The organism is Halomonas sp. ML-15 (assembly GCF_014779595.1).
In the GTDB taxonomy this organism is placed as follows: domain Bacteria; phylum Pseudomonadota; class Gammaproteobacteria; order Pseudomonadales; family Halomonadaceae; genus Franzmannia.
The window spans coordinates 1-20,880 of the sequence record NZ_JACXZT010000012.1 but is presented as its reverse complement, the minus strand read 5'-3'; the positions used below and the strand labels follow the sequence as shown (position 1 = coordinate 20,880).

Below are 20,880 nucleotides of genomic sequence, written 5' to 3'. Positions count from 1 at the left end.
ACCCCGCCTTCTCGCCCTGATCTGGCTCAGCCGACCACCTCCACCAAGTGAGGACAGAATGGCTGTTGTGTTATGACACAATATGTCTATAAGCCCTGGCGGCTCTACCCTGCCTTCTCGCCCTGATCTGGCTCAGCCGACCACCTCCACCAAGTGAGGACAGAATGGCTGTTGTGTTATGACACAATATGTCTATAAGCCCTGGCGGCTCTACCCCGCCTTCTCGCCCTGATCTGGCTCAGCCGACCACCTCCACCAAGTGAGGACAGAATGGCTGTTGTGTTACGACACAACATATCTCAACGCCCCGTAGCTTCCTGGATCTTCTCGATCCTGTGGTTGACAAAAACCACAAATACGATTTTAATTAAAATCGTATTTCTTTATTTAAGGCTTTAATATGATCATAGGAGTGCTCAACCAGAAAGGCGGCGTCGGTAAAACGACGTTATCCGTTAACATCGCCGCAGCTCTGGCACGAACCGGAAAACGGGTGCTGCTGATCGACGCCGATCCCCAGGGTAGCGCTCTGGACTGGGCGGCAGCTCGAGAAGAAAATCCTTTGTTCGCTGTCGTTGGACTGCCCAAGCCCAGTATCCACAAAGAACTTGCCGTAGTGGGCGAAGGGTACGACGCCATCGTGATCGATGGGCCACCCCGCGTCACAGATCTAGCTCGCTCCGCGATCATGGCCAGCGATATCGTACTGATCCCCGTGCAGCCTTCTCCTTACGACATCTGGGCCGCCGACGAGGTAGTGAAACTCGTCCAGGAAGCCTCTGTATTTAAAGAAAACTTGAAATCTGTATTTGTGATTAACCGCAAAATAGCGAATACCGCCATCGGGCGTGATGTCCGCGAGGCCTTGGAGGCTTACGAACTGCCTACCCTCGAAGCCAGCATCATCCAGCGTGTGTCCTTCGCAGAGGCGGCCGCTGCCGGCAAGGCTATTTATGAGCAGGACCGTGATGGTGTTGCCTCACGAGAGATCGAGGCTGTGGTGAAAGAACTACTGGAGCGTTTCGCATGAGCAGTAAAAAAGTCTCTATTGGTGGAAAGCCCTCTGCCAAGAAATCCACTGAAGATACTGTCGTGGATGCTTGGGTTGGCTCCAGAAGCCATGAAGCCCCTAGGGATCCGATGAAGCGCCTTACCATAGACATCCCTGCAGAGCTCCATGCCAAGCTAAAGGCCGATTGTGCGATGCGCGGCCGTAAAATGGCTGATGAGATCAGAGATCTTCTTATGGAGAAATACGGAAAATCGTAAAAACACATATACAGGAAAAGCAGAAGTTTCCTGAGATAGAAGATAAGGGCAGGGCAGTCACAGAAAATACCCTGTCGCTTAAACCTCTCGCCCCACGGCCGGCGCCCCCTGCCAGTATCGCAGCTCTTCCAGCTCGGGAGCATCAGGATCGCACTCAGCCAGCAACTGCTCGAGCTTGGGGTGGTTCACGGCCTTGACCAGCCCTTCGCGCTCCAGAGAGGCATTCAGCGTCACCCGGCTGACCCCAAAGTGCTTCGCCACCTCGGTCTTGGTGATCTCGGGATCGGCCAGCATCGCCGCTGCCTTGCGCACGTCTGCCGCTGACATCACCGGGCGGCGGCCGCCCTTGCGGCCACGGGCACGCGCCGCGGCAAGGCCGGCGAGGGTTCGCTCTCGAATCAGACTGTGCTCGAACTCGGCCAGGGCACCGAAGATATGGAACACCAACTTGCCACCGGCACTGGTGGTGTCGATCGCTTCAGTCAGCGATCGAAAGCCTACGCCACGTTCGTTCAGCTCATGGATCAGCTCCACCAGGTCCTTGAGCGAACGGGCCAGGCGGTCAAGCTTCCACACCACCAGGGTGTCGCCGTCGCGTAGGGTGCGCAGGCAGGCCTGCAGCTCAGGGCGCTCCCGCTTGGTGCCCGTGACACACTCTTCGAAGATCTGCTCGCAGCCGGCCTCCTCGAGGGCATCACGCTGCAGCTGGGAGGTCTGGTCCTGTGTGCTGACGCGGGCGTAACCGATGATCATGCGCCACCTCTCGGCGTGGCGATGTCACCCTCAAGGTCGAGTGCTACCCAATCTTCGACGCCCACCGGCTCGAGGGGACTCTCATACTGGCGGACAGAGCCCTGCAGCCGCCCCAGGGGCTGATCACGACTAACGAAGGCATCGTCACTCACGCCTTCGCCGCCAAATCCTGCAGCCCATCGATCTTCCTGCTTCGCCATGACGCCTCCGATCGCAAGCAAACCTTTCCGCTGTGGGTAAGATAGGAGGCACCGGCATACGACGATGCCGCCGGTCATTAACTAAATTCGAGGCCTTTCGGTCCTGGTATTTAGTTAACCCTATCTACCCGTCCCACATACCCTCTGTGTTTTCACCCGAGCCAGCCGGCACCCAGCAACCGCAGATAGCGGCACAGATCCTCGGATCAGGTGAACACCCCATGCTCGAGACGACCGATCAGGTCCATCACCTGCTGGGGATCCCTCTCCATGACATCGATAGGGCGCTTCCCTCCAAGCCCCACGACCTCGCGATGTAACCAGTGCTCCGCTGCTACGCGGTTACCTTCAAAAAGCTCGATAGCCGCCCTCTGAACATCAGCGGCACTGCATCCTTTCCGCTCGACCATAACAGCCTCCACCGACAGAAGGAAAACCTTGGTTTTCTTTACACACTGCCCGGAGATTGGATGCCAGGCTAGGGCTACCCGAATAGCCCCCTCTGCCCACCTCACCCCCCGACAGGCGCGGGTAGCGTCTCTGGCAACTCCATGACAGCCTCACGCGGCATTGGCTTGGCAAAGTAGTAGCCCTGCAGCAAGTCGCAGTTGCGCCGCACCAGGTCTAGCTGCTGCTCCCGCTCCTCGATGCCTTCGGCGACCACCACCAGGTCCAGGTGGTGGGCCATAGCGATGATGCCCTGCACGATGGCAGCATTGCTGCGGTTGGTGGCGATGTCCTGAATGAAAGCGCGGTCGAGTTTGACCTTGTGGATCGGCAGGTCACGCAGATAGCTGAGGCTGGAGAAGCCAGTACCGAAGTCATCCAGTGCAACACGGACGCCCATGGCCTTGAGCGTGTTGATCAGTTCGATGGCTCTCACTGCACCGTCGATCAGCACGCTCTCGGTGACCTCTATCTCCAGCAGTTCGGGCGGCAGGTCGGCTTCCTCCAGTGCCGTCCGAACGTCGGCCAGGAAACCATCGCGCCGGAACTGCAGCGAGGAGATGTTCACGGCAACCGGCATTACCAGCCCACCGGTATCGCGCATGGCGGCCGCGTCCTGACAGGCACGACGCAGGATCCAGCGCCCCAGGGGGATGATCTGGCCGGTCTGCTCGGCCAGAGGGATGAACACCCCGGGCGAGATCATCCCGCGCTTCGGGTGATGCCAGCGAATCAGCGCCTCCAGCCCGCGGATACGCCCGCTTACCGCTTCCACGATAGGCTGGTAGTAGAGCTCGAACTGATCCTCATGCAACGCTGTATGCAGGTCGTGGCGCAACAGTACCGCCTCCTCGGTGAGCCGTTGCTGGTCGCCTTGATACCAGTGCCAGGTGTTGCGGCCCTGCTGCTTGGCATCGGCCACCGCTAGGTCGGCGCACTGCATCAGCTCGTAGGCATACGCTACACTCTCGCCGTTGCAGGCGATGCCGATGCTAGTACTAATGTGCAACGGCTTGCCCTCGACCATGAAGGGCTGAGAGAGCGTGTTTAGCACCCGCTCGGCTATCTCAACACCAGCCTGGCGATCGTCGAGGTTGGTAAACAGCAGGATAAACTCATCCCCGGTCATGCGGGCCAGGGTGTCGCCCTCGCCCACTACCTGATGCAGGCGCTCGCCCACCGCCACCAGCAGTTGGTTGCCAATGTGGTAGCCCAGACCATCATTAATCGTCTTGAAACCATCCAGATCGAGGTGCATTACCACCAGCAGCCCCGGCTCCTCCTGGACCCGCGCGAAGGCTTCCTGCAAGCGTTCATCGAAGGCGGTCCGGTTGGGAAGGCCGGTCAGCAGGTCATGGGTGGTATGGTAAGCCAGTTGATCTTCCTGCTCGCGCTGCAGAGTGATGTCCTGCTGAATGCCGATATAGTGAGTACAGGCGCCCGCCTCGTCGAACACGGGACTCAGCGAGAGGTGTTTCCAGAACGGTGTGCCGTCCTTGCGGTAGTTGCGCAGGGTGACATCGGCAGACTGCTGCTCGCTGATGGCCCAGCGGAGGGCGATGATGGCCTCGGGATCGGTGTCCGGCCCCTGCAGAAAGCGGCAGTTGCGCCCCAGCGCCTCCTTGGGCGCATAGCCGGTGATGGCGGAGAAGGCGTCGTTGACATACACCAGCGGCAAGTCGGGCTCCGTGGCATCGGCCATGAGCACCGCGTTGGGCGTGGCCTGGATACCACGCTCCAGCAGACGGCGCTCCTCTTCCTCCTGCTTACGGGCCGTGATATCGCGGCAGATGCCATAGACGCCCACCACCTCACCATCGATGGTGACCGGGAAGTTGAGGATTTCCAGCCGATACGGATATCCGTCGCGGTGGGTGCCCATGGTCTCATAATGACGCGACCCACCCTGCCTGGCGATATCAAACCCGGCCTGGGTCAGCTCACGATAGTCTGGTTCGATGAACTCATTGAAGTGCCGCCCGATCAGGGCTTCCTCGGGGTATCCCGTGATACGCGTGAGCGACGCATTACCGCGCTGGAAGCGCCCCTCCAGGTCGAACTCGTAGACCCCGTCGGGGTGGTTCACGAATAGTGAGCGGTGCCATTCAGCCAGCACCCGATGGTTGGTGGCATCGCGATCACGCAGGATCGCCAGGGCCACCAGCGCCGCGGCCTGCCTCATCCGTCGGCGACTCACCTCGGTAGGATGATTGGGATCGCGGAAGTAGAGACCAAAGGTGCCGAGCAGCTCGTCCTCGGCAGTCAGCACGGGATTCGACCAGCAGGCGCGCAGCCCCTCACGCTGAGCAGCATCGCGAAACGCCGCCCAGCGCGGGTCGCTGCGGATGTCCTCGGTGATCACCGGCTCACGGCGGAAGGCCGCGCAGCCGAAGGAGGCCGCGTCGGGGCCAATGGGCACCGCCTGGAGGCGGTCCTGGTAGGCCTTGGAGAAACGCGGGTTGGCGATGAGGCTAAGCGTCTTCCGCCGGGAATCGAAGCGCATGAAGGCCACGATGGCGTCCGGCAGCATCACCTCGATCCAGCGCGCAATGGCGTCAAGTGTTTCTTCAAGCGGGTCCTGCTGTGCGATGCGTTCATGGACCTGCTGCTGTACCTCCATCAACGCCAATTCATCGAGCACTGCCATATCTCCATACCGCTGCATTCTGGGAGTAGGCACTCTTTTCATCACCCACCGCCCTCCATGCGGAGGATAGTGGCCGAGCGTGCCCTGACGGGCAAGGCACACGCGCCATATGGGTTTCGTCATGTGCCGGGATGACACTACGCGGCTTTTGCTGGATACTGCGCTCGCTCAGCGAGGAGGCCCTTGCCGCCCTGCGCCTGACCTCCTGACCACTCGCCTGCACGGATTGCGGCTGACCTGATTCGAGGTTCTGCCCATGATTACCAACCCCCTCTGGGCCCGCCTGACGCTGGCCACCCTACTCCCCATGACACTGGTCACCCTGGCACTGAGCCCGATCGTCACCTCACACCTTGAGGAGCGGGTCGACGGCAAGCGTCGATCGGCCGAGTCGCTGCTCGCGTCCGAATATGCCCTGCTGCTCCAGGGCATGAACGAGAGCTTCAACCAAGTGCTGGCCACCGCGGAGTACCCGCTGCTGCAGCGCTTCCTGTCCCGACAAGCAGCCGCCCAGACGCCGACGTGGGGCTTGGCGGCGCAGGGCGACTGGGAGCAGCTGGCAGCGCTGTTCGACACCTTGCTGACCCACTTCGGTCGCTATACCCACCTGGCGGTAATCGACCCCGAGGGAAAGGAGTGGGTCGCCACCTCAACGGTGCCCCTGCTGCCGAGGCCACCAGTCATCGACCATGGCGACACACCCGCCTTCCGCCAGGCCATGACCCTGCAGTCACGCGACCTCTATGTCTCCCCGCCGCGGCTGGGCGCCTCCGGAGAAGAGTCATCACCGGTGACCACCGTCATCGACATCGCCACACCGATCGTCGATGACCAGGGCGAGCGTCTGGGCGTATTGCTGTTCACCCTCGACTGGTCCCGACTCACTGCCTCATTACTCCATGCCCGCGAGGCAGGCTCAGGCCAGGCCCTGCTGGTGGATGCCCAGGGCAAGTGGCTGCTGCCCGACGCCGACGGCCCAGGCGAGAGCTTCGGCCAACCGCTGGCAGCGCGCTGGGGTGACGCCGGGACCGCCATGGCCACCCGTCCACAGGGCACGGCCACCCTGGACGAGCACCTGCTCGCCTTTCGCCAACACGACCTGCGTACTCAGCACTACCGCAGCCAGGCCGGCATGATCCTCAGTGAGGCGGAGACTCAACCTTGGCGGCTCGGCATCCTGGTGCCGCGGCCCAGCCTCTGGGAGCTGCTCAAGGAGCACCCGGTGCAGCTGCTGGCCATCGCCCTGGTCTACCTGCTGTCGGTGGCCTTCGGGGTGTTCTGGGTGCTCAGTGATCACCGCCTGCGTGGGCTCAGGCAGCGGGCGTTGACATTCTCCCGCGAGGCCCGTCAGTACGCCGGCGAGGTCCAGGACCTCTACGAGCACGCCCCCTGCGGCTACCATTCGCTGGACAGCGACGGCCGGGTCATCAAGATCAATCGCACCGAACTTGGCTGGCTGGGCTATCGCGCCGACGAGGTGATCGACAGGCGCTTTTACCGTGACTTCATTACTCCGGAGACCCGAGCGGCCTTCGATGCCGCCTTTCAGCAAGTACTGGGCGAGGGTCAGGAGGGCAGCGCCGAGTGCGAGCTGCTGTGCCGCGATGGCACCCGCCTGCCGGTGGCGATTCAGGGCACTGCCCAGGTTACCGAGGAGGGCTTCCAGTACTCCCGCGCCACGGTGTTCGACCTCAGCGAGCGCAAGGCACTGGAGGCGCGGCTGGAGAAACAGGCACTCACCGACCCGCTCACCGGACTGGGCAACCGCCGCTACCTGGAGGGCCAAGCGGCCATGGAGATTGCCCGCGCCCAGCGCAGCGGCGCACCGCTGTCGCTGATCGCCATCGACCTTGACCACTTCAAGCGTATCAACGACACCCACGGGCACGATGTGGGCGACCTGGTGCTGCAGGCCTTCGCCAACACGGCCCGAGCGCTGCTGCGCGACGGCGACGTACTGTGCCGCATGGGCGGCGAGGAGTTCGCAGTGCTACTCCCCGACACGCATCGGGAGCAGGCCCTGGAGGTCGCCGAGAGACTACGTAAGGCGGTAGCCACGACTCCCGCCAGGGTCGGGCAGGCCGGGATGGAAGACGCCACCCTGGCCTATACCGCCTCGCTGGGCGTGACGTTGATCTGTGCCGGGGAAAGTACCCTGAAGCCGGCTATCAAGCGCGCCGACCAGGGGCTCTATGCCGCCAAGGAGGCCGGCCGCAATCGAGCTCACTGGCAGCCGGCCACGTCCTGATACCTTAGACATGACTGCCGACCATCATCGCACCTTCTTATGAACGCCTGTCTCGTTCGTCAGGGGGGAGTGTTGATACACCTGGCGACGCCCTGGCAGGTCCTGGGTGGGACGACTACCTTTGCCTGCCAAGACGTGCTTGCTTCTCTCGCCGACACCGTTAGAGAGGGGACTTGCCCATCTTTGATTGTGGCCATCCTAATTAAAATGTATATAGTATTCCTTAGAGGGATAGCCCATCTATGCCACTGATGTAACTCTATAAAAATCAAAACCATATACGCAGGTAAACCGACATGGCCCTCCCCGCGCAGCACGAAAACCCCTCAGCGGCCGTGATTCGGTCGCTGCTCCAGCACGACCATCAACTCTCCCTCTATGCCAAGGAGATGACCTACCCGCTGAAGGCCGAGGTTGCCGAGTTGGACTTGAGCACTGGCCGCCTGGTGCTTGAGGTGGAATATGCCGGTCAGGATATCGAGCGCTATCTGACCGACGGTGATGTCAGCTTTGACCTAGAGGCCATGAAGGGCCACCAGGGCATGGAGCGTGAGACCTACAGCCTCAGCAACGTTACCGCCAAGCTGCTCAAGACCGACAGCGCGCTCTACCGCCTGGAGTGCCAGCTGCCGGGATCGGTGTTCGTCGCCGAGCAGCGCGGAGCGATCCGTATCCCCTTCGTGCTCGGCATGCAGGCGCGGGTCGGCCTTGAGGTCTACCTGCACGAGCTCAATGTGCCGGGACGGTTACGCAACCTGTCGGTAGGCGGCTGCATGGTCGACATCGACCTGGCCGAGAGCGTGGCCATCGGCGTGAATCAGGAGATTCCGGGGGTCACTATCGAGTTTCCCAATGGCGAGAGCTTCTTTGCCGAGGGCAAGATCCGCCACATTCGGCCCTTCGGCAACCACGGCTACGCCGCGGTCGGCATCCAGTTCATCAACATGGGTCCCCTCCAGACCGAGGCGTTGTTCCGCTACGTGAGCGAGTCGGAACGCGAGGCCGCCTACCGCACGGGAATCAACGACAAGATCGACGCCCACGCCACGCTGTTCATTCCCGGGGCGAAGGAGAAAAAGATTCTGCAACGCGAAGCCCAAGAGCGCGAGAAACGCTCCCGCCAGTCACCCATGGAGCGTGGCGTCATGGACGTGGCTCATCAGCTCCAGGTGGGGCTGATGTACATGAAAACGCGCGATCTCTTCCCCGAAGAGCTCTTCTACGACTGCGTCGACACCCTGCGCTTCCTGGTGGAGCAGGATCACAAAGCCTTGCTTTACGCCTTGTCCTTCCTGCGCGACGAGTCAGACTGGGTGCGCCATGCGGTGCAAGTGGCCAGCCAGCTGGCTGACGTGCTATTCACCCGTGACCCCCATGACCCACACATACGCGAAGCCGTGCTTGGCGCCCTGCTGCACACCATGGGCAAGCCCCTGTTGATAGGCCCTCAGCTGCCGTCGCTGAAGGTCAACATGAACCCGCCGCAAAAAGACATTCTCAAAGGCCATGTGGTCGCCCTACAGCACAAGCTGCAAGCGCTCGGCTGGACACCCAGCCCCACCTGTCGCGAGATCATCGAAAATACCAACGAGCGCCTGGACGGCAGCGGTTACCCGGCTGGCAAGCGGGGTGACCAACTTTCAGAGCGGGTGCGATTGGTTTCTGTGATCAAGGCGATCAACAAGTTGATGCACGTCCGCAACGGCATCCCGCCGCGTACACCGCTGGATGCCTACCGCATGATCAATGAAGCCGCCTCGGCCTACGACAAGACGGTACTGGTGGAGTACATACAGGCCTATGGGCTCTACCCGATCGGTAGCTTGGCCAAGTTCTCGGGGGGCTTCCTCGCCTGGGTCAAGGAAATCGACGGCAAGGGTATGCCGAGTCAGGTAAAAGTGGTCAAGAACCTGCGTTTCCCGGACACCAATATCAGTAGTGAGCTGGGCAGAGACGACTTCTCGCAAATCGGCAAGCTGGAGGAGATCGTCAATCCAGCCGACTATGGCGTGAAGGTCATCAAGGTCTAGCGGAAAAGAAAAATGCCCCTGGTGACGGACGGACACCAGGGGCAAGCAGGGTAGATAAAACTCAAGGAAGCGCCTCTTGACCAGAAGCGCAGCGCTATGTCAACGCGGGGCAAAATTGCTGGACATTAGCACCCTCGCATAATGCCCTGAACAGCGACTCAGGACCACCCGGCGAAGAGCCCGAAAAAAGATAGAAAAACGCCCCTTTTTTTGGGCATAGAAAATTTTACGCAATTTCTTTACGCATAACTGCCCCTCCAGGGCCTCTCGGAGGGGCGGTCAGCGTGCGTAAAGAAAACGACCCTTTACCGCCACATGGCGGCTACTGGCTGAGCTGGTGGAGCTGTCCCGGCACCAGGGCGAGGAGTTGCGACGGCTGCGAGACGCGAAGAGGTGGCCTCCCTGCGGCGCCTTCCCCCGCCCCCAGGGGCAGCAGACCAGGGCAACCAGGAAGACCCGGCAAACCGCCCAGAAGGTGGACAGGAGCACAGGATGCGCCCACCAGACCCCACCCCGCGAGCCAGACCAGGAGCCGACCGACGAGCGCGACTCGCTGGAGCTGGTCGAGCCGTTCGGCGAGAACGATTCGGGACGCCCTGCGCAATTCTTGAAGGGTGCATAGAGCTTGTGCGAGATGGGAAGCCCCGCGCCGACGCGAGGTCAGGCGGGGCTGTTCTTTTACTTGCCGATCAGCATCACGACGAACATCGCGACGTTCACGACAAGGGTTAATACAGCAATAACTTCCATACTGTTGCCCTCAGCAGAGGGTCGCCCAACGATCCGTTACTGGCCTACCGGCGCTGGCAGTCGACTAACTGGTCCCAAGACACGACCGTTCAATAACCACCCTCTGATGCCAGCCGGGTACCAAACCGGGCGGGTGGGCCTGAAATCGAGCCTTCCGGCTCGTATTTAGTGATCAGGTCTTTTCAGAAGAAACAACGGCCGCATACCTGGGCTAATCGACCTCGCCAGGTTATCGAGCCACCACCAGGCGGTCTACCCCCTTACGAGCCGTCCCGCCGCCCCATTGCATTACTGACGGAGTGGTCATAAACTGAGCACGTCGACTAACTGGTCTCAAGACCTAGCGATGCCGCCACCAACGGCTCGCGCGCGAAAGCCGCCCCACCAAGGCGGCTTCGTTGTTTCTAAAGCCTTACCACTGTATTTATTATCCACGCCAAAATACTGTAATGTAAGGTTTTTCCCTTCCTTATAGGGGGTTAACAGAAGCCCCCACCTGGGAATTCCTAAACACCCCCACCTGGGAGTCCCAAGGAATCTCCAAAGAAGACGCATAGCAAACCATACGCATACGGGAAGCAGACGAAGAACATATATCCATTGCGGGGGGATCCCCAAAAACCCCCACCCCATGTCCGAAAATCCTTGTGAGGCAGCCCGCCACCCCATACCTTTGCGTCTAACAAAGCTACTTGCTCACAGAAGGTTGGTATGACTCAAGACGCTAGCGCTTCCTCCTCAGGAGAACAGAAGGCAGCCCCGAAGAAGACAGATGCGTTCACACAGAAGTGGGGGAAATCAACCAAGAGCGCCGGCTGGACAGCCATACCCAACATACTGATATATAGGCAAAAAAGTCTCGGACTATCCCCCCTGGATCTCAATATCCTGCTCCACCTGATGACTTACTGGTGGCAAGACGAGCAAAAACCGTATCCGTCCAAAGCCACCTTGGCTCAAGCGATTGGGGTCACTTCAGGCACTATCCAGAAGCGAATTCGAGGCATGGAAGCCGCCGGTTTCATCAAACGCATAGAGCGCCGCCGAGAGAGCAATCGCAGTGATACCAACGAGTATGACCTATCCCCACTGCGAGACCTCCTGCTTCCACATGCCGAGGAAGAACTGCGGGAACGCAGGAAGAAGCATGCCGAAAGACAGAAGCGCAAGACGACCGTCACCAAACCAAGCTCCGAGTAAAATCAAGATATTGGCGCTTATCCTGACCATGACCGGTCTAGAACCACCGACACGCTGCTAGGCAGCCTCTGCCACCGATCCGGCCTCTAACCGGTAGTTTAAACTAGCACAGCCCGGCATTTGAGTAGCGCCACGAGATCATGATAGCTTACTGATTGCCCTCAGGAATTCCGTAAGGGCGCACCCCGCGCAGACGGGGATTATCGGCGGAACGGGATAGCCCCCAGGAGCTTTTTTGAGTGCACCCCGCGAGCGGGGATTATCGGATCCGACAGGGCCTTGGTCGAACGATACGCCAGTACGCCCCGCGCAAGTGGGGATCGTCGTCACCCCTCTCGTCCCTGCCCAGTAGGATGAGAGGGGCGCTCGTTTTTCTCGGGCCCATACGCCACCCGAATGACGCACAAAGCCGGTTGCTCCGTGTCTGTCGGCCAGGATCAAGCTCCGCGCCCCGCCTTGCTCATGGTCTCCGCACAGTCCATCACGTCACCGGCCAGGAACAGCAGGTTCCCTCGGTTTCCCCCAGCCCTGACCACCGGTTGTGGCGGGGTAACTCCCCTCAAGGGCGTCCCTTGGTGGATCGCCGCCTTCAGCTCGTTGACTGACACGCCCAACAGACGAGCGGCATTGGTCAGGCCGATGCGTTCAGTGCGAAAGTTACTCACCAGGTGGCCTCCTGCAGCGTCACCAATACTCGGGCTTGTCCGCCGGCTTCTTGCGCGTATGCACGCGCTCAGGGAACTGATGCGCTGCAAGCTCTTCCGGCAAGATGTAGCGACGCATCCAATCAGCCTGCTTCTGCAGCGAGCCGGGTGGCTTACGCTCCAGCCCCTTGCGGTGGGGCACGATGATACCGACGCGAAGATGAGGAAAGTCTTCACGGATCGCCTCCAGCGCAGGGGCCATATCCGTGTCTCCTGAGACCAGCACGAGCTGCTGGACCTGGTCGTCACACTCGCCTCGCCAGCAGTGCTGGGCGGCCATACGGTACATCGTAATGCCGATCCGGACGTCGGTCTCTTTCTCTTCCAGGTGCCAGATATCCACCTGGTCGGCCCGGGAAGGAGACACGTATCTGGACACAAAACGTGGCGCCTTGCGGTGATCCAGGCGATGCCGTCCCCAATGGACCGTGACGCCACGCGCCTTGAGCGCTCTGACGTAGGTGTCCTGGGCCTGCTTGGACTGGGGGCCGCGTGTCGCCAAGGAGGGCTGCACCGGAGAGGTGAAGTAGTGGATCTCAGCCACCTGGCTCAGCGGATCATTCTCATTAACCACAGCTTCCAGTAAGGCGGGGAGATTGAGCCACTTGTATGGCGTGCCGGCCAGTAACCCATAGAACACGTTATAGCCGTCGATGAAAAAAGCCGTCTGCACGAGATGCGATCCCTAGAAACGAAGAAACCGGCACGGTGGCCGGTTTCCTCACCCTGACTGCCAGCGAACTGAATCGCTGCGTGCAGGGCTGAGTCGTAGGACTATAGTGGCCAAAACATAGCCCGCCAAGAAGTAGATAATATCTATCAGGGAAAAGGCTATAATAGCCCTAGGCTACCTATACCTTCCCCCTGCGGTCTTCCCGAGACACCCGCCGCCCATGTCACCATCCAGCCATCGACATGTGCGCATCACCGACTCAGGTGCTTGATGCTGGAGGGGGCCTTCGTGCCATCGCCCAATCCCCGGTCTCAGCTGGGTGCTCCTGGTCGCGATATCTCTCAGCCGAGCCGCGTTGACCTTAGCTTGCTCAGATCGACGGAAGGCCAATCTTGTCATTAGAGCTCACCAAAATACCATAACCCCATGAAAAAATTGGAAAAAACAAACTCCCCTCTTAAAGCCTGCCACCATCCTGCGTTAGCGTATAGTTTGGGGCGTAAGACAAGGCACGAAAACGCAACATCAATGAGTTAGCGGTGAAAATAGCCACAATCGGGTGACTCTCATCCCGCTTTTTCGGTGAAGTGTATAAAAATTTTCATTGGGAAAAACTGCGTTGCAGAATCCATAGAACGTGCCGTAGCTCGCCATCGCTACCCAAATACGAGGTGGGTGCGCCTGGTCGCGTAATTGATCTAGCCCCGGCCCAAGGTGGGTGCTGGAGGTCGCGATTTTTTTATGGACAGAGTGACGCACTTTCCCTGAAACGCCGCAGTGGCGCGGCTTACAGGGTGATTGGCAAATCAGCTTCTATGGATTCCCTGACGCACTTTGTGTCGCCAGGGCGCCCAAGACGGTGCGCTGGGGTCGCTGGCCAGGCGTCCTTGGATGGTACCTCGGTTCTATGGACAAAGTGACGCACTTTTCCTGAAACACCCCAGTGGCGAGGCTTTGAGAGCGACCGGCGCCCCCGCTGTCCAGACGCGAGGTGGGTGCTGTGGGTCGCGAAATGGCCCGATCCCCAGCCTCAGCTGGGTGCTCCTGGTCGCGATATTGCCATGAAACCCTGGATACAGGGGCTTCTTGGCCATGCGTTGCGTGATGAATCAAGGTGGGTGCTTTCGCTCGCGCGAGGTAGGCCTAGAACGACGCACAAACCAAACCGCTTGGGTTTATGCTAGACTGCCCCCATGCCAACCGTCCTACGTTTCGATGGCCTGCGCGCCGTCATCTATCCCAACGATCATCGACCCGCGCATGTCCATGTCATTGGCAAGGGCGGCGAAGCAGTGTTCATCCTGCACTGTCCCGATGGACCCCCGGAGCTGCGCGAGAGCTACTGCTTCAACACCCCGGATCTCAACCGGATCGCCAGCGCGCTGTCGGCTGAGCTCCTGACACTCTGCCGTAAATGGAGGGAGATTCATGGCCATTACTGATGACACCCGGCAGCAAGCCGAGGCACGCCTGGTCGCTGAGCGCGACCAGGCCCACGCAGTGTCCGCCCGCTATGACCGGCGGACCAAGCGCGTGATCGTGCATCTGCACAGTGGTCTGGAGCTGGCCATCCCGCCGGCTCTGATGGAAGGCCTCGCCGACGCCACGCCGGAGGCCTTGGCCGAGATCGAGGTCTCGCCGTCCGGGCTTGGCCTGCACTGGCCGCAGCTGGACGCCGATGTGTATGTCCCGGCCCTCCTGGCGGGGCAGTTCGGCAGCCAGCAGTGGATGGCCCGCCAGATGGGGGCCGCCGGTGGCCGAAGCCGCAGCGCCGCCAAGCGTCATGCGGCCAGGGCCAATGGCACCAAAGGCGGCCGTCCTCGTAAAGCACAGGCCTAGCGGTATACACCAGGGGGTGTTCAGCAGCGAGGTGCCTCTCGACTGATAGGCACTCGGCTGCCCTATCACACGTTACTGACTGGGGTGGGTGTATTCGGTCGCGCTAAGCATTGCTACCCCACCCCCGGCCCGTCTCTGCCCGGATCCACCCCCCACCCGGGGGAGGACGGCGGTTCCTGGGGCGACTCCTCAGCCGCCGGTCGGGCAGGCGTGGGATCGAGCACAGCATTCGACCGCTGACGCCTCGCGCGTGCGAGTGTCTCCCGCTCGCGATCCTGCCGATCCCGCTCATGCTGCCGGGCCATCCAGGCCTCGTAGGCCGTTGTCACCTGTCGAATTTCCTCCCCAAACCGTTCAGCAGCTTGGTGCAGGCGTCGACGCGCTCGGTCAGCTGATCCAGGGCGGCGGCGTTCTGGCGGTCGCTCCGTTCCAGTTCCTCCCGCAGTGACTGACTCTCGGCCTGCTGCTCGTTCAGCGCTGTCTGCAGCCTCGCGAGCTCGGTTAATAGCCCATCGGCTAGCGACTCGGCGTCGCGCTGCTGCTGCTCTAACTGCTGCAAGAGCAGCGTTTCTAGCTCGGTCATCTTCGCTTACTCCTCCGTCAGCCGGATCACCGGCACGCCACTGTTCAGTGTCCCCACCCAGGCTGTGTCCGGGTCGATACCCACCAGATAGGGCTCGCCCTGGATCGTGCGCACCTCCACGCCCTCCGGCAGCCTCGGCGCCGCCTCCTCGGCCCGCCGAATGTCCTGCCGGAGCGTTATCAGACGCTCCAGGCGGCTGTCGATCAGCCGGTCGGCCAGGTGCAGGCCGCCCGCCGTCACGCTCCCCACGGCCAGCATCACGGCCGCGGTGATCGCCGCCGGTCGTGTCCAGCTCCGCAGGCCTCCGATCCGGCTCAGCCGCTCGGCCTGGGTCGCCGCGGTCGACAGCCGCTGTTCGATGCCCTGAATCTGCTCCCGCTGCCGCCCCTCCGACTGGCTCAGGGCGGTCTCCCAGCTCGAGAGTCGCCGCGTCTGCTGAGACTCGACCTGGCTCAACGCTGCGGCTATCGCCTCGTTCAGGCGCTGCGTCTGCTCGCTGATAGCGGCCTCGGTGGTACTCAGCGCGTCGCTCAACTGCTGCTGCAAGGCGTCCTCGTGCTCGCTCAGCTGCTGCTGGGTCACATGGTCCAGCTCGGCCAGCTGCTCTTTGCGTCTCTCGGCGAGCCTCTCGCTCAAGGGTTTGCTCGATGGTCCAGTTGTCACGGTAGAGGTCTCCTTTTAACCGTATGGCCTGCTTTTCCCCGTGGGGCCGGACGCTCACGAATGCGTGACTCGCCCGAGTGATTTCGCCGATTTCAGCCAGCTCCTCGCGCACCTCGGCCGCGGTGGTCACCAGCCCCTTGGCGGCCAGCGCCTCGATGTGCTCGGTGATGTCGGCTCGGGTCCTGGGGTGCTTGTCTGGCTTGCTCCGGTGCCCCTCGTCGCCCGGCTGAACGGGGCGTGCTCGGTCCGGATCATCGGGCCGCGCCCAGCCCTTCGCGTGATTCCAGGCGTCACGCAGCGGATCGAACGTTTTTTGATGGCTCGGCGGCGCGATATTGAGCGCCCGCCCGGTGGTCAGCTCGATACGGGCGGTCAGCGTATGGATATGGGGGGTGCCGTCGTCATCACGATGCAGCACCGCGCAGGTGGCGTACTGGTCGGGCTCCAGACCGGCGAACGCTGTGCGTTCCCAGTCCTCGAGGACAGCCTCGATCTCGGCAACGGTGGGGTTGTCCTCAGGCGCCCAGGCGATCACCCCGCTGGTATAGCGCCACCGGTGCGGACTGGCGTCGGCCACCTGGGCGACCAGGTGCGGATCGCCGCGCAGCACCGTGACCTCGGCACGGCGTTCGCCGTTATGGTCATGCTCCTGGAGGAGATACCGCACCGCGCCGGCGGTGCTTCCCTGGCCGTGGCGGAGAAATTTCAGGTGCATGGCTCGTCCCCCTGCCCCTGGTCGTCAGGGTCATAGCGAGGAAGCTCGGCCAGGTGATGCAGCTCGCGCTGGATCGCCGCCAGCTCGGCGAGCAGCTGGGCATGGTCACCGGGCGTCAGGCCGACCGTATTCAATACGCGAGCGATCTGGTTCACATTGCTGCCGATAGCAGCGAGCTGGCGGAGCAGCGCCGGATCGGCGGTCAGGGTGCGCAGCCGACGCCGCTGCCGGCGCTGGCCAGTCTTCACTGCGTCGGCACCGTCGACGCACTGGCGCAGCCAATCGCTCAGTGACAGGTCGGCCGCCTCGGCACACTGCCGCCATCGGTCGGCAGTGGTCTCCGGCAGCCGGAGCGTCACCCGCCGAGCGAGTGGCGGACGTTTGGGACGATCGGTGCCGGCGCTCATGGGTGGCACCCCAAGGGGCTGGGGTTGGGGGTCGGGGTCGAGGGGCGGAGCCCCCGCCAGCCCCTGGCTGCGAGCGTCAGCGAGAATATGCGATTTATCGCATATGTCAGACAGGGTAGACTGGCTCCCGTGCTATATCGCGAGCCTAGCCGGCTGTCGGTGTGTGCATGAGTGGACAATGAAAACCTCCTGGATAGAGTGGCCCTGCTCCCTATAAGGGGTTTTCCCACAATTAACTCGACACACAGGCCAAAACAGGCGCGGGGAGTGCCGAGCTGAGCCCGGCTCTTGGCGTGGTGCCGAGGCCATTCACGCCTGCACTGGGGGCTATCTCTGCACTGGGTCACTCAGGGTCGCGCTGCCACCCAGCTCGGACGTTCGGCATACACCGTTCATCAGAACAGCAGCACAAGAGCGACGCCCAACTCTCTACCCCCTTCACGGTAGAGCCGCGGGATCGCCCGGCTCGACCTACTGGTCAGCCACGTCGAGAGCCGCCGATGAGCCCACACCAAGCACGGGCCGGAAATCGTCCAGGTCAGGTGACCTGGCTGTTCAGGCAGCGATGGAAGTTAACGGTATATATCTCGCCAAGCCGTGCGCGCCGCCGTGGTGACCAGCCGGGCGATCGCGATCGCTCCCCATTGATGGCCTCAGCGGATGGATCATCAGACAGCGAATGATCCAACGCCCACCCAGTCAGGACGATGGCCCACCATTCCTCCCCTACCACGGCGGCTCCCGTGCGGATCCGGGCAATTATCCCTCCCCCGATAATTGCCGATAATTGTGCAAAAGGCATATTATGTATTGTATTTTGTACCGTATAAAATATAATATGAAATACATAATACGATACACGCGGAGAACGATACATATGGCACGCACCGGGATCACCTACGAGCAGGTCGCGACCGCCGCCGACGCCCTGGTGGGGCAAGGCGAAAAACCGTCGATCCAGCGCATCCGCGAGCAGCTGGGCACGGGCTCGCCGAACACGATCCATCGCCACCTCAAGGCGTGGCGGGCCACCCAGGCGCCGCCCGAGCGCCGCGCCGCCCGTCTGCCGGACGAGCTGGCCGCCGCCCTGGCCGAGGAACTGGAACGCCAAGCCGCCGCGGCGCGTGCCGAGGCCGAGGCGGACGCCCTGGAGGCGCAGCACAGCGCCGATGAGCTGTCGGCCACCGGCGAGCTGCTCGAGGAGCAAGTCGAGGAGCTGAGTGCCCGGGTCGAGGCCCTGGAGAGCGAGCGCGACCGGGTCACCGGCGAGCGCGACGAGGCGCGCAGCGCCCTCGCCGAGCTCCGCGAGCGGGGGCGGGAGCTGGAGACGCAGCGCGACGACGCTCGCCAACAGCTGGCCGAGGCCCGCAACCGGGTGACCACCCTCGAGGAGCAGCGCAACGAGGAGCGGGACGCCCGAATCGACGCGCAGCGCGAGGCCAAGACAACCGACCAGGCCCGCATTGAGGCCGAGCGGGCGCTGGCCGTCGCGGAAACCCGCACCGAAGCCGCCCAGCAGCAGGCCGAGGAGCGGGCGAAAGCCATCCAGGAAGAGCGTCAAGCCCGCCAACAGGATGCGAAAGACCATAAGCAGGCCCTGGCCGAACAACGCGAGGAGTACCGCGAGCGCCTGGCCGTCATGGAAAAGCAGCTCCAGGACGCCCAGAAACGCGCCCAGGAGGCCGAAAAGGGGCAAAGCAAGGCCGAGATCAGGGGGGAGGCCCTAGCGGCCCGTCTGGCGGCGCTGGAGAGCGAGCAGAAGGATCAACAGCGTCGCCGCGAGGAGCAGCCTGGCCTGCCATTCGACGACGAGGCGAAGGAGTAAGCGACATGGCCACCTTGCCTGACCAGGTGCTGATGGATGCCCTCGAGGATCTGGACGATTTTGCAACGACACTCCGTGCGCTGGGGATGCGTCTGGACGCGTTGGATCCTGAGGCAGCAGGCACAACAATGCGTATCGCTCACGAGCTATGGGAGCTGCAGAAGGGTTTGTCAGATGGCCGCCAGGTCCATTTTGCGACCTGAGCCACTGGCTCAGGTCATCAAATCAGCAGGGACGCCCCTGGGTGGCGAGGGGCCATCCAGAGCTTCGAGGAGCGTCTCTCCGGCGTTATCGTGTTGGGTTTGACGTTTCGTTTCCCCTGGGTCAGCGCGCCAAGCGCGGCTGCTCACTCCGTGGGCAGACTCTCCCCCTTCCTGCTAAACATTCGGCGCGAAGCGCCTTCGTTCCCGCAGAACGCTAGTGTTCGGCCCACTGAAGGTTGGCACTTTAGCGACCAGGTGGCGCCGTCTAGGGCGCGCAGCCGCGAAGCGGCTCGAACGCGCCCGCAAGCCGCGCCTTTGGCGCGTCATCGTCTAGGCCCGCGAAGCGGGGGCGGAGCGAGGTACGAGCGGAGGGTAGGCGAGCGCGCGGCGCTCTTTTCTGTCCCTTTTCACCTTTTCACCTTTTCGGACGTAATTAGCGCTTTAAATACAGATGCTTACGCGTCTATAAAGGGACTAAATGGCTGTGGTCATAGGACAATATGGCTCCAAAAAGAGGACTAAATGGCTTTCAAAGAGAGGACTAAATGGCTTAATTGTGTGACACATTTAAGGGTCATGTCCTATAATGATGTCACACCTTCACCTAGCGGCAAATCTAAGCATGGCGAACAACAATTCTCTTAGCACGGACCTCGTCGTTAAATCAAATGCCCTCATCGAGGCCGCCCATAGTCTCACTTTAGCCGAAAGCAAACTGATCTTAGCGGCGATTGCCCAGGTACGGCGGGATGAGGCCATCACAGATGATGTCCGCTACACCGTAACAGCTAACGCCCTAGCGGATATGGGGGGGTTCAAAGCTAACCATGAGTATAGAGCTCTCAAACAGGCCTCAGCAAAGCTATGGGAACAGACCATTCGGATCATTGAGTATCCCAATGGAAAAGGATCCCGACCCCGTGTACTGCTGACACGCTGGGTGCAGAGCATTCTCTATCGTGAAGATGAAGGGGCTGTAGAGATTAGGTTTGCCAAGGACATCCTCCCTTACCTCACTCAGCTGACGGCGGAATTTAGCCAGTATCGCCTTCAGAACGTTTCGGGAATGGCCAGCAGCTACGGAGTACGCTTGTATGAGTTACTGGTCCAGTGGCGAGGGCGCGGCGAGCGTGAGGTGGAGATCGACTGGCTACGCTACATCTTGCAGCTAGAGGACAAGTACCCCTCTATCCGCGACTTGAAGCGACGGGTCATCGAGCCGGCAGTGAATGACGTCAATACCCACAGCGATCTCACTGTCACATGGGGACAACGTAAGACCGGCCGCCGAGTCACCCACATACAGTTCAAGTTCGGCTCCAAAGAAAACCCAAAACCCATTCATCATTCAGAAGCCGAAGCTAAAGGTAACGAACCAAGCGCCTCAAACGATAATGATTTTCTATTCGGTTATCCTAAGTATGTGTTAGATCACACAGCTCGCCCTGGGGAAAGCTATGAGCAGGTTGCTCATCGGCTTCGCGCAAAGCATAACCAGGATAAGAAAATAAAGAAATAAAGAAATAAAGAAATAAGCTTATAGGCCCTCGAGACCATTCATCGCCGGCAACGTGATAGTGGGACAGAAAGGCTGCTTTGTTATGGCACAATATATCTATAAGCCCTGGCGGCTCTACCCCGCCTTCTCGCCCTGATCTGGCTCAGCCGACCACCTCCACCAAGTGAGGACAGAATGGCTGTTGTGTTATGACACAATATGTCTA

19 protein-coding genes and 1 pseudogene are annotated in these 20,880 nt (G+C 61.2%); 10 read left to right on the top strand and 10 right to left on the bottom strand.

All coding sequences use genetic code 11. The features are described 5' to 3' along the window. Positions 1-400: 400 nt before the first annotated feature. Together parA and IEI94_RS09020 are read left to right on the top strand one after the other, a co-directional pair. Positions 401-1,030, top strand: a complete 630-nt coding sequence (gene parA / locus IEI94_RS09025) for a ParA family partition ATPase (protein ID WP_191166978.1) — start codon at positions 401-403, stop codon at positions 1,028-1,030. Next, the gene (locus IEI94_RS09020; protein ID WP_191166977.1) at positions 1,027-1,269 is read left to right on the top strand and encodes a hypothetical protein; all 243 of its coding nucleotides are present in this window, start codon (positions 1,027-1,029) and stop codon (positions 1,267-1,269) included. The genes parA and IEI94_RS09020 overlap by 4 nt, the downstream gene beginning before the upstream one ends. Positions 1,270-1,347: 78 nt before the next feature. Here the strand turns inward: IEI94_RS09020 and IEI94_RS09015 are convergent, their stop codons facing one another. From IEI94_RS09015 to IEI94_RS09000, 4 genes are all read right to left on the bottom strand, one after another. Next, the gene (locus IEI94_RS09015; RefSeq protein ID WP_191166976.1) at positions 1,348-2,022 is read right to left on the bottom strand and encodes a recombinase family protein; all 675 of its coding nucleotides are present in this window, start codon (positions 2,020-2,022) and stop codon (positions 1,348-1,350) included. After that, on the bottom strand, positions 2,019-2,222 hold the full coding sequence (locus IEI94_RS09010; RefSeq protein ID WP_191166975.1) for a hypothetical protein: 204 nt from the start codon (positions 2,220-2,222) through the stop codon (positions 2,019-2,021). Before IEI94_RS09010 ends, IEI94_RS09015 begins: the two co-directional genes overlap by 4 nt. Positions 2,223-2,428: 206 nt before the next feature. Beyond that, positions 2,429-2,632 (bottom strand): antitoxin Xre/MbcA/ParS toxin-binding domain-containing protein, encoded by a 204-nt coding sequence (locus IEI94_RS09005; protein ID WP_043513815.1) that lies wholly within the window; start codon positions 2,630-2,632, stop codon positions 2,429-2,431. A gap of 101 nt (positions 2,633-2,733) precedes the next feature. Beyond that, positions 2,734-5,310: an EAL domain-containing protein gene (locus IEI94_RS09000; RefSeq protein ID WP_318153380.1), complete on the bottom strand. Its 2,577-nt coding sequence runs from the start codon at positions 5,308-5,310 to the stop codon at positions 2,734-2,736. Between the two features lie 262 nt (positions 5,311-5,572). On the opposite strand from IEI94_RS09000, the gene IEI94_RS08995 reads away from it, so the two are divergent. The 3 genes from IEI94_RS08995 (at position 5,573) to IEI94_RS08985 (ending at position 11,544) form a co-directional block, all read left to right on the top strand. Then, the gene (locus IEI94_RS08995) at positions 5,573-7,564 is read left to right on the top strand and encodes a GGDEF domain-containing protein (protein ID WP_191166974.1); all 1,992 of its coding nucleotides are present in this window, start codon (positions 5,573-5,575) and stop codon (positions 7,562-7,564) included. A 296-nt stretch (positions 7,565-7,860) separates the two neighbouring features. After that, a complete protein-coding gene (locus tag IEI94_RS08990; RefSeq protein WP_043513134.1) occupies positions 7,861-9,594 on the top strand; it encodes a PilZ domain-containing protein in 1,734 nt (577 codons plus the stop codon). A gap of 1,461 nt (positions 9,595-11,055) precedes the next feature. Continuing rightward, on the top strand, positions 11,056-11,544 hold the full coding sequence (locus IEI94_RS08985; RefSeq protein WP_051496248.1) for a helix-turn-helix domain-containing protein: 489 nt from the start codon (positions 11,056-11,058) through the stop codon (positions 11,542-11,544). A 437-nt stretch (positions 11,545-11,981) separates the two neighbouring features. Here the strand turns inward: IEI94_RS08985 and IEI94_RS08980 are convergent, their stop codons facing one another. Together IEI94_RS08980 and IEI94_RS08975 are read right to left on the bottom strand one after the other, a co-directional pair. Continuing rightward, positions 11,982-12,209 carry a hypothetical protein gene (locus IEI94_RS08980; RefSeq protein ID WP_043513140.1) on the bottom strand — a complete coding sequence of 76 codons (228 nt, stop codon included), beginning with the start codon at positions 12,207-12,209 and terminating at the stop codon, positions 11,982-11,984. Positions 12,210-12,228: 19 nt separating this feature from the next. After that, positions 12,229-12,921, bottom strand: a complete 693-nt coding sequence (locus IEI94_RS08975; RefSeq protein WP_043513142.1) for an NYN domain-containing protein — start codon at positions 12,919-12,921, stop codon at positions 12,229-12,231. 1,193 nt (positions 12,922-14,114) lie between these two features. Between IEI94_RS08975 and IEI94_RS08970 the strand changes: the two genes are divergently transcribed. After that, entirely contained in the window at positions 14,115-14,363 is a 249-nt protein-coding gene (locus tag IEI94_RS08970) for a DUF4160 domain-containing protein (protein WP_043513144.1), read from the top strand. Continuing rightward, a complete protein-coding gene (locus IEI94_RS08965) occupies positions 14,350-14,760 on the top strand; it encodes a DUF2442 domain-containing protein (protein WP_043513148.1) in 411 nt (136 codons plus the stop codon). The genes IEI94_RS08970 and IEI94_RS08965 overlap by 14 nt, the downstream gene beginning before the upstream one ends. A 325-nt stretch (positions 14,761-15,085) precedes the next feature. Here IEI94_RS08965 and IEI94_RS22565 read toward each other — a convergent pair whose 3' ends face one another. The 4 genes and pseudogenes from IEI94_RS22565 to IEI94_RS08955 all read right to left on the bottom strand — a co-directional run bounded on the left by IEI94_RS22565 (position 15,086) and on the right by IEI94_RS08955 (position 17,128). Continuing rightward, positions 15,086-15,343, bottom strand: a complete 258-nt coding sequence (locus IEI94_RS22565; RefSeq protein ID WP_224750032.1) for a hypothetical protein — start codon at positions 15,341-15,343, stop codon at positions 15,086-15,088. 6 nt (positions 15,344-15,349) lie between these two features. Beyond that, positions 15,350-16,006 (bottom strand): hypothetical protein, encoded by a 657-nt coding sequence (locus IEI94_RS22560; protein ID WP_224750031.1) that lies wholly within the window; start codon positions 16,004-16,006, stop codon positions 15,350-15,352. Between the two features lie 349 nt (positions 16,007-16,355). After that, positions 16,356-16,721: pseudogene (locus tag IEI94_RS22940) on the bottom strand (hypothetical protein); the annotation flags it as partial. Further along, positions 16,712-17,128, bottom strand: a complete 417-nt coding sequence (locus tag IEI94_RS08955) for a MobC family plasmid mobilization relaxosome protein (RefSeq protein WP_191166973.1) — start codon at positions 17,126-17,128, stop codon at positions 16,712-16,714. The gene IEI94_RS08955 and the pseudogene IEI94_RS22940, both read right to left, overlap by 10 nt. A gap of 838 nt (positions 17,129-17,966) precedes the next feature. On the opposite strand from IEI94_RS08955, the gene IEI94_RS08950 reads away from it, so the two are divergent. From IEI94_RS08950 to IEI94_RS08940, 3 genes are all read left to right on the top strand, one after another. Next, on the top strand, positions 17,967-18,953 hold the full coding sequence (locus IEI94_RS08950) for a DNA-binding protein (RefSeq protein WP_191166972.1): 987 nt from the start codon (positions 17,967-17,969) through the stop codon (positions 18,951-18,953). 5 nt (positions 18,954-18,958) lie between these two features. Continuing rightward, on the top strand, positions 18,959-19,156 hold the full coding sequence (locus IEI94_RS08945; protein ID WP_191166971.1) for a hypothetical protein: 198 nt from the start codon (positions 18,959-18,961) through the stop codon (positions 19,154-19,156). A 622-nt stretch (positions 19,157-19,778) separates the two neighbouring features. Further along, complete coding sequence (locus tag IEI94_RS08940; RefSeq protein ID WP_191166970.1) at positions 19,779-20,675, top strand: RepB family plasmid replication initiator protein; 897 nt, start codon at positions 19,779-19,781, stop codon at positions 20,673-20,675. Positions 20,676-20,880 lie beyond the last annotated feature (205 nt).